Raw genomic sequence first — 8496 nt, 5'->3', positions numbered from 1 at the left:
GTCTGCCGGAAGCGCGGCTTCCGGCAGACCGACCCTGTGCGGGCCGACTCTCCGCCTGACCTTCCGTAACCATCCGGACGGGGGGGCGCGGAGACGGAGTTGCGGCTGTCGACGGAGTGATCCGCTCCTCACACCGGTCACACCCTCTCGCCCCGTTCGGGCGCCACCCTCACGGCTTTCGTTCGGACTTCAGCCGCTGCGTGGCATCTCCCGTTCGACGACCGCGCGGAAGCTGTGCGGTCGGCGGCCGGTGAGGCGCTGGACCACGTCGGTGGTACGGTCCTCGGCCCCCTCGGCGATGGCACGGTCCATGCCGGCCAGCAGCGCGGCGAACTCCCGCCCCACCAGTGCCGTGAGGCGATCACGCAGCTGCTCGTAGGTCAGGTGGTGGTGGACGACGGGCCGACCGGTGACCTCGGTGATGATCTTGGCGATGTCGTCGTAGCTGAGCACTTCCGGTCCGGTGAGGACCAGATCGGAGTTGGGGGCACGTACGTCGGTCAGGGCGCGCACGGCGACGGCGGCGATGTCCTGGGCGTCGACGAAACCGACCCGACCCGTCCCGGCCGCGGTCAGGATGGTGCCGGCGTCGCGGATGCCGAGGGCGTGGGTGTGCGTGCCGGTGAAGTTCTGCATGAACCAGGAGGGCCGCAGCACCGCCCACTCGTCGAACAGGCCCGGCAGGGCTTGGTGTACCGCCCCCACCGCCGGACCGCCCTCGGGTATGGCGGAAGAGCTGAGCAGTACCGCGCGGCCGACGCCGGCGGCACGGGCCTGCCGGAGAAAGGGCAGCATGACCGCGGCCGGGTCGGAATCGCCCAGGGGCGGAACGAGATAGACGCGGTCGACTCTGTCGAGGGCGTCGCCGTGGGTGGCGGGCTCGTACCAGTCGAAGCGGACCCGCTCCGCGCCCGGGACCGGGACGGCACGACGACTGGCGGCCCTGACGCGGTGGCCGGCGGCGATCAACTGTGCGGCGGTGCGGCTGCCGGTGGTGCCCGTGGCTCCGATGACCAAAGTGGTGCCGACGTCGGTCATCGGGTGCTCTCCATGAAGCCGGCGCCGGGTTCGAGGGCGGCGAGGGGGTTCCAGTAGTCGCGGTAGGAGGAGATACGTCCGTCCCGAACGGTCACGACGGCGATGTAGGTCATGTCGAAGGGACCGCCGGTCGCCACCACGCGGCCCGCGCCGCGCATCTCGACCACGATCGTCTCCGGGGCGGTGGTCTGATGGATCCGCACGTCGGGGAAGTCGTGCAGGTCGATGTGGTCGGGGTAGTGGCGCATGTAGGCGGCGACGGCCTGCTTGCCCTCCAGCCGCTGCGGCCAGCCCTGAGGGGCGAAAGGGAACTCCATGGTGCCGTCCTCGGCCCAAAGGTCGACCCAGGCAGGGATGTTCTTGTCCAGCAGCAGTCGCAGGCTGTGGCGGTACAGGTCTGCTGGTGAGGTGCTTGCGGGCATGGGTTTCTCCGTCCCGTACGATACGGACCGGGGGTCCGTTTCGCTGAAACGATACGGACCCTGGGTCCGCTTTGCAAACGGAGGAGCCGCATGACCGAGCGCAAACCACGCAAGGACGCAGTCCGGAACCGGGCGGCTCTCCTCGCGGCCGCCGACGCGCTCTTCGCCCGTTGTGAGAGCCCCGAGGCCGTCACCATGGCCGACATCGCGACGGAGGCCGGCGTCGGCAAGGCCTCGCTCTTCCGTGCCTTCGGTGATCGCACCGGGCTGATCCGCGCGCTGTACGAGGCACGACTCGAACCGATCAGGAACGCCGTCGAAGCAGGCCCGCCGCCCCTGGGGCCCGCCACCCCGCCGCTTCAGCGCGTATTCGCCCTGCTCGACGCCCTCCTGTGCTTCAAGCTCGACAACCGCCATCTCGTGCTGGCCCTGGAGGGAACCGGGAGCGACAGCCCTTACAAGGCAGAGCACTACGAGCGATGGCACGCCTTGCTCAAAGCCGCGCTGGAGCAGATCCCCGGTCTCACCGACAGCGGCTTCACCGCCCATGCGCTGCTCGCCGCCACCCGGGCCGACCTCGTCGAACACCTGGCAGGCCACGAGCGCGTACCGCGCGAGACGATGCGCACACAGCTGGCGAGCCTCACCGCGAGAGTCCTGGGCACTCGCCCACTCCAGGATTCCGTCGTCGAAGGCTGACCGAGGGTCCCGGGGGCGCCGCGATCCGACGCCTCGTCTGCGCGTGGCTTCTGCGGCCGACAGGTGCTTCAGAGATGCCGCTTGGCGGCTCTGACGAGTGCGCTGACGTCGTCACGCGTTCGTACTCTGCCCTCGTCGAACTCGGTTCTGCTCTCCGTCTTGGAGAGCGCTGTGACGTCGGCCAGTACGGCCTCCGCAGCCTGGCTCAGCGTCTCGTCGTCCGTGAGCATCTGCACACGGAACAGGGCCTCTTGGGCGCTGGAGCGCAGGTCGTAGGCGCGGGTACGCACCTCGTCGGGGTCGTCCGGTGGCGACTGTTCGTGCTCGCAGAACCAGAGGTGCACCAGGCAGCGCCGGTAGTTGATCAGCGCGCCGGCGTAGGTGGAGTAGGCATCGAGTCGTTCCTGCCGGAGCGTCTCACGTCGGGCGAACCGATGGCTTCTGTCGGTGGTGCGCTGCTGAAACGCCAGGGTGATTCCCGAGCCGAGCAGGGTCCCCAGGACGGCTATGGCGCTGGCGATGATGGTCTCCACGCCTCCAAGACGATCACATTTCCCCCGACTTGAGGCGCTCCAAGTGCGCGGCGGCGTTCCCGGGGACCGGACCAACTCAGCCCGGAATGTTGGGATCCCACTCGTCCCGGCCCCACTCGGAGTCACCCAACGGATAGTTGTACGCGGGCCGCCCCACGTTCCCACTCGTCCGGAAGGGCCTGCCCTTGTCGTCGACACGTACGGTGCCCTGCTTGTCGCCGCTGGACCAGTCCAGCTCCAAGTACCAGCTCACATTGTGCGCCCGCGCGTCCGCGAAGATGTAGAAGACTTCGGGATCGGACTCGCTCACCTTGTACGGGAAGTCGCGCTGCCCGGCCTTGGGGGAGGTTGCGGGCCGCCCGGCATCGAGGTTCACACCGAACGACGTCGTCTCCACGCCGCCACCGCATCCGACGCCCATCGCGAAGTCGTTCCAGGCGAGCGGCGCGCTCTTCTCCACCACCCGCACGTGCAAGTCTTCCAGGACGACGGTGGCCTTTCCGGTGCCCTGCACGGTCAGCGCGAGCATCTGCTGCCCGGCTGCGACGCCGCCGAGCGCGGTGACCCACCCGCGAGCGTCCGGCTCACCCGGCGGCGGAGGCACGTGCTCGGGCTTCCGGTCGACCAGGTAGTGCTGGCTGCACGGCCCCTCCCACTTGTACGGATTGACGGCGACGCTGGGCGCGGAGGCCCCGTCCTCGGAACCACCGCCTCGAGCCGCCCCGGCCCCACCCCTCCGCGAGGCGGAAGCGGAGGCGGAGGCGGAGGCGGAAGCCGGGGAACTGGCGCTGCGCGAGGCGGACGGCGAGGTGGACTCGCCCTTCGCGTCGGTCGACTTGGAGGTGCCTGGACGTTCATCGACGGACTCGGAGGCGGAGACGGCCCCCACGGACTGCCTCCCGCCCTGGCCGTCATCGCCCTCGCCGGGCACAAGGTTCACCACGATCGCGGCCGATATGACGGCGGCGGCCACCGCGGCACCGGCGAAGACGACGGAACGCCGCCGCCGCGACACGGGAGCCTCCGCCAAATCCTCCCGCTCGGCATCGGGAACGGCTTCGGCTGCCACTTCGGACCCCGCCGCCCCGGTCACGGCCTCCGCCGCGGTCGGCGCCTGCGGCTCCTCCTCAGCCGAGGCCCCGCCCGCCTTCTGCCGCCGCCGGGCATCCACGAGAACCCACCGCCGATGCAGTTCCACCAGTTCCTCGGGCGTCGCCTTGCACACCCGCGCGAACCGTTCCACGGGCGCGTAGTCCGTCGGTACGGCGCCCCCGTTGACGTACCGGTGAAGCGTGGACGCACTCGTGTGCAGCCGCTTCCCGAGCACCCCGTAACTGAGCCCGGACCGCTCCTTCAACTGGCCCAACAGCTCCGAGAACTCGTCCCCCGCCACCGTTCCCCCAACTCCTCACGTCCCGTACCCCCATTCCAGGGAGAGGTCATTCCCCCAGGTCAGAGCTAGTGCAGGCGTTCCAGCGTTCCGGATGTCCTGGCAGTCGTTGCGGCCGGGACGGATCGCCGCACAAGCTCGGGCCATCCAAGCACGCCGCTCCCGGCACCCGGTCGAGCGGCCCGTGCCAACACCCGTACCGCACCAGGGGGATCACATGTCCGCACGGACCCACCGCACCCGCATGCTCGGCGCTGCCGCGATCACGGTCGTCACGCTGACGCTGGCGGCGTGCAGCAACGGCGAGGGCGTCCGCGACGAGGGAGCGTCGGCGGGATCCACGTCCACGTCGTCGCCCACGGCGTCCGGCACGCCTTCGCCCAAGGCGGACGGGGGAACGTCCACGGGGGCGGGACAAGTCCGCCCCGCAGGCTCGGGCTCCAAGGGCTCAGCCTCCGAGGGCCAGACAGGCGGCGCAGCCGGTTCGAGCGGCACGACGGGCTCCTCGGGCTCCTCGGGGTCGACGGGCACCTCGGGCTCCTCGGGCTCGAACGACTCGGCGTCCGCCCACACCTCCTGCTCCAGCACCTCCACCCGGATGACCGCCACGGTGGTCTCCCGCCCCCTGAACCACCTCCTCCTCACCGTCACCAACACCGGCTCGAAGAACTGTGACCTCACCGGCTACCCGGCCGTCCGGTTCGACGAGGCCCAGTCCGTCCCGCCGGCCTTCGAGGACTCCAAGCCGCAGGCCGTGGTCACGCTGGCCCCTGGCGAGTCGGGCTATGCGAGCGTCCTTCTCGCGGCCGCGGACGGCAGCGGCGCAGGCGGCTTCACGGCCAAGTCCCTCACGGTCCACTTCGGCAAGGGCGCGAGCGCCGCCCGTCCGTCGCTCCCCGCAAAGGGCGTGTACGTCGATGACTCGATCGGAGTCTCGTACTGGCAGTCGACCATGGCCGACGCCCTCACCTGGTGACACACCGGCTCGCTACNTCGACCATGGCCGACGCCCTCACCTGGTGACACACCGGCTCGCTACGTGGTGGCGTATGGCCCTGGCCGGCCGGCTCCTGGCCACCGGCGACGCGCGGGGCCGCGCCCGTATCGGCGCGGCCCCGCGTTGTCAGTGGTCGGTTCCGGACCCGCTGTCAGCGGCCCCGCTCCTGACCGCGTCCGCTGCTCACAGGCCTCCGGTGTACTCGAAGATGTAGAGCCCGTGGTCGCGGTCGGAGGCGGCGACGTACTCCTTGCCGCCGGACTCGAAGACCTGGGCGCCCCAGAAGTTGTTGCCGCCCTCGTCGATGTAGTGACCCACCTCGACGATCTCGTCGTCGACGATCTTCGCCACGCGCAGCCCGGCCGCGTAGTACGAGAAGTAGAGCAGGTCGGCCCGCTTCTCGGAGACGGCCACCTCGTGGATGGACAGGTCGCCGGAGCCCGTCGCGTGGGCCGGGTCGTGCGCCTCGGGAACGGCGTAGGTGTCCAGCTCGGTGAGCTTGCCGCTCTCGTTGCGGTAGAGGTGCGCGTAGCCCCAGCCGTCGAAGTACGACGAGAAGGTCAGCCGGTCGCCCTTGGTGCCGAGCGCCACGGGGAGTTGCTCCGGTCCCGTTCCGGCGAGGCAGGCCGCGTCGTCGTAGGGCTGGCCGAAGATGGCGAAGCCCTGGCCGCGCGGTGCGACACCGAAGGCCGGGATGTCGCCCTCGACGCTCATGCCGAGCATCTGGTCGCAGGCGTCCGTGCCGGTGCGGTTGAAGATGAGTACGGCGTCGTAGCCGCCCGCGGCAATGACGTTCGTGACCTTCTCGGTGAAGGTGCACACGCCGCGCTCGACGACGGCGACGTCCACGGCGTTCGGGTCGCCGGCGGGGACCGCCGGGTCACCGGGGCAGGCCCGGCCCGCGAAGACCGAGTCGCCGCTGATGGTCTGGCCCTCCTCCAGGCGCGTGGTGTTGCTGCCCTGGCTCGCCGTGATCTCCGTGTCGTCGGTGGCGTTGCGGGCGGTGAGCGCGTACGGCCCGAAGTCCTCGTCGGCGCCGATGACGTACTTGTTGTCGAGGGTGAACTCGGCCTGGTGGGCGTTGCCTTCGGGCGCCACCTCGAATCCGCTCTCCAGCGCCTCGGGGTCGAGGGCGGCGAAGTCGGTGTCGCCGAGGTAGGTGGCCTTCGTCGGGTCGGTCACGTCGAGGGTGACGTAGCCGCCGTCCCAGTAGGAGGCGAGCATGATCTGGCGGCCGCCGATCTCCTTGACGACCATGTCGTGCAGGAAGATCTCGCTGAGGTTGGCGGGAGCGTCCTGGACGATCTGGGGGAAGGCCTCGTCGAGGTCGTACTCGGCGATGACCTTGGCCTTCTTGGGGTTGGTGATGTCGACGATGTCGACGTCCGGGCCCTCTTCGTTGTCGACGATGACCGCGTACGCCTTGCTGCCCGCGTCCCAGGCGTAGACGCTGTGGATCTCGTTGGCGTCCTTCTTGCCCTGGCCCATGACCGTTTTGTCGCCGACGCCCTCCGCGAGCGGAGTGGGGTGGGCCGGATCGCTGACGTCGTAGAGGTTCATGCCGCCGAACCCGGCGGTCTCCTTGCACTTCTCGTTGTTGCTGACCAGCACGTCCCCGTTGAAGTACGGGGTGTCGATGTGCAGGGTCTGGATGCCCTCGCCCGGTGCGCTGCCCTCCTTCGCCTGGATGAAGGCGACCTCCTTGGGCGTGGCCGGCTTGCGGATGTCCACCACGTGCACGCCGTTGTACTTGCAGGTCGCGCCGCCCCAGGCGGCGAGGTAGGCGTACCCCTTGAAGACGCCGACGTCGGCGATCTTCTCGGGTTCGACGTTCTTCAGGCCGAGTTTGCTGACGAGGCGGACGTTGTCGCTTCCGGCGGGGAGATGGCCCTCGTCACCACCGTGCTGGTGGCTGTGGTGATCGTGCGTGGCCTTGGCGTTGTCGATACCGCCGTCGTCGGCGGAGACACCGTCATGTGCGTGGGCGACCCCGGTGAAGGCTCCGGCGATCAGGCCCGCCGCGGCGAGACAACTCGCGGCGTGTACGCGGGCTCTCGCTCTGCCCATGGCTCTTCCCATGGCACTCCTTGGTCTGAGAGTGAAGAAGGCGCGGGGGGCAGCGAGTGGAACGTACTCTGTGCGTGGCCTGTGAGGAAAGGGTCGCGGAACCGTGTTGACGCGATCGTATGCACTGTCTGTTTCGGACGGGGTGTCAGGGGCCGTGGCCGGCAAGGAAGTTGTCCTGCCCCACGGCAGCGGACCGTGACGGGCGGGCTCGTCTGCGTGACTCCAGCCTCGCGGACTCCGGCGACGTCCCGGCGGGCGGTGCACGCGTCCCGACACGGAACTCGTCGACGCGGGCCGCCGGGGGCGGAGCTGGTGGGCACGGCACGGCGTCGCCCCACACTGCCCCGCCGCACGATCCTGCTGCTGCGCCGGCGGGGCGTGAGCGGCCGTACCTTCCGGAGGTACGCACGTCGTGGTTTCAGGAGAACAGCAGGCGCCAGGTCAGCGGTCCGGGGTTGCCGTCGGCGTCGCCGCGCAGTTCCTTCCGTGACTTCTGGAAGTCCCGCACGTTCAGCCGGTCCGCCTCGCCCCAGGCCCTGCTCGGGCCGACCTTGTAGTGGTCGCCGAAGCCGCGCTTCACCAACTGCTTGCCGAGCTGCAGGACGTACGCGTTCGAGGCCCCGGCCACGAAGTACTTGCGTCCCGGGAACGCGGGGACCTTCGGCTTGGCGGGTGTGGTCGTCTCCGGGGTGTCGTCGCCCAGGTCCAGGTCGGCCTTCGCGTACTTGATGATCCTGGCGAAGTCGATCGCGCCGGGGTCGCCATGGACGTTCTCGGGCACGTGCATGTGCCCGCAGACGCCCTTGAAGCCCGTCCACTTCGCGGCCGTCATCCGCTGGCCGCCGCCGTTCGCGTACGACGTGGGGTACGTGGGCCACGACTTCGGGCCGGACAGCGGTACGCCGTGTTCCTCGTGCATCCAGGACAGGAAGCGGGCGACGCCGTGCAGGGCCCAGTCGGGGGCGTCCGGCCAGTAGACATGCGCCTGGCCCGCGGCCTTCCACTTCCCGTGGGTCTTCGGGTCGCAGGTGCCGACCAGCTCGACCTGACACACGTTCATGGTGTTCGTGTCGACGCCGCCCCGCAGATTGACCAGCGCTCTGGAGGAGGTCTCTATGTCGAAGTGCTGGTACCACTTCAGTTTCTTGTGGGCGAGGTCGGGGACCGCCGTCAGGTTCGGTGCGGAGGAGCCGCCGCCGTAGCCGGGGAGGGTGGGACCCTCCGTGGTGTGCAGGACGACGACGTTGACCTGCATCGGGTCACCGCCGAAGTCGTCCTGGTACCAGTTCGCCCGGCTTGCGCCGGGGTATCTCTGTGGGCCCGTCTTGGTGCTCATCACAGACTCCTGAA

9 protein-coding genes are annotated in these 8496 nt (G+C 69.7%); 2 read left to right on the top strand and 7 right to left on the bottom strand.

Translation table 11 applies throughout. The features are described from left to right. Nucleotides 1-189: 189 nt before the first annotated feature. Both FGD71_RS00890 and FGD71_RS00885 read right to left on the bottom strand, forming a co-directional pair. Nucleotides 190-1038, bottom strand: a complete 849-nt coding sequence (locus FGD71_RS00890; protein WP_119098411.1) for an NmrA family NAD(P)-binding protein — start codon at nt 1036-1038, stop codon at nt 190-192. After that, on the bottom strand, nt 1035-1460 hold the full coding sequence (locus FGD71_RS00885) for a nuclear transport factor 2 family protein (protein ID WP_119098410.1): 426 nt from the start codon (nt 1458-1460) through the stop codon (nt 1035-1037). The genes FGD71_RS00890 and FGD71_RS00885 overlap by 4 nt, the downstream gene beginning before the upstream one ends. 90 nt (nt 1461-1550) lie before the next feature. On the opposite strand from FGD71_RS00885, the gene FGD71_RS00880 reads away from it, so the two are divergent. Further along, nucleotides 1551-2159: a TetR/AcrR family transcriptional regulator gene (locus FGD71_RS00880; protein ID WP_119098409.1), complete on the top strand. Its 609-nt coding sequence runs from the start codon at nt 1551-1553 to the stop codon at nt 2157-2159. Nucleotides 2160-2227: 68 nt separating this feature from the next. Here the strand turns inward: FGD71_RS00880 and FGD71_RS00875 are convergent, their stop codons facing one another. The 3 genes from FGD71_RS00875 to FGD71_RS49855 all read right to left on the bottom strand — a co-directional run bounded on the left by FGD71_RS00875 (nt 2228) and on the right by FGD71_RS49855 (nt 4691). Further along, nucleotides 2228-2692 (bottom strand): hypothetical protein, encoded by a 465-nt coding sequence (locus FGD71_RS00875; protein ID WP_119098408.1) that lies wholly within the window; start codon nt 2690-2692, stop codon nt 2228-2230. 76 nt (nt 2693-2768) lie between these two features. Continuing rightward, the gene (locus tag FGD71_RS00870) at nt 2769-4085 is read right to left on the bottom strand and encodes a helix-turn-helix domain-containing protein (RefSeq protein ID WP_119098407.1); all 1317 of its coding nucleotides are present in this window, start codon (nt 4083-4085) and stop codon (nt 2769-2771) included. Nucleotides 4086-4295: 210 nt separating this feature from the next. Continuing rightward, nucleotides 4296-4691 (bottom strand): hypothetical protein, encoded by a 396-nt coding sequence (locus FGD71_RS49855; RefSeq protein WP_338120026.1) that lies wholly within the window; start codon nt 4689-4691, stop codon nt 4296-4298. On the opposite strand from FGD71_RS49855, the gene FGD71_RS49850 reads away from it, so the two are divergent. After that, nucleotides 4681-5058, top strand: coding sequence for a DUF4232 domain-containing protein (locus tag FGD71_RS49850; RefSeq protein ID WP_338120025.1), 378 nt, complete (start codon nt 4681-4683; stop codon nt 5056-5058). The two genes, FGD71_RS49855 and FGD71_RS49850, sit on opposite strands and share 11 nt — an antisense overlap. 204 nt (nt 5059-5262) lie before the next feature. On the opposite strand, the gene FGD71_RS00860 is transcribed toward FGD71_RS49850, so the two are convergent. Both FGD71_RS00860 and FGD71_RS00855 read right to left on the bottom strand, forming a co-directional pair. Further along, nucleotides 5263-7146, bottom strand: a complete 1884-nt coding sequence (locus FGD71_RS00860) for a PA domain-containing protein (RefSeq protein ID WP_119098405.1) — start codon at nt 7144-7146, stop codon at nt 5263-5265. A gap of 418 nt (nt 7147-7564) precedes the next feature. Further along, nucleotides 7565-8482, bottom strand: a complete 918-nt coding sequence (locus FGD71_RS00855; RefSeq protein WP_119098404.1) for a peptidoglycan-binding protein — start codon at nt 8480-8482, stop codon at nt 7565-7567. Nucleotides 8483-8496 lie beyond the last annotated feature (14 nt).

It is taken from the genome of Streptomyces sporangiiformans (assembly GCF_005768555.2).
Lineage (GTDB): Bacteria > Actinomycetota > Actinomycetes > Streptomycetales > Streptomycetaceae > Streptomyces > Streptomyces sporangiiformans.
This window is presented reverse-complemented; position numbering and strand designations above follow the sequence as displayed.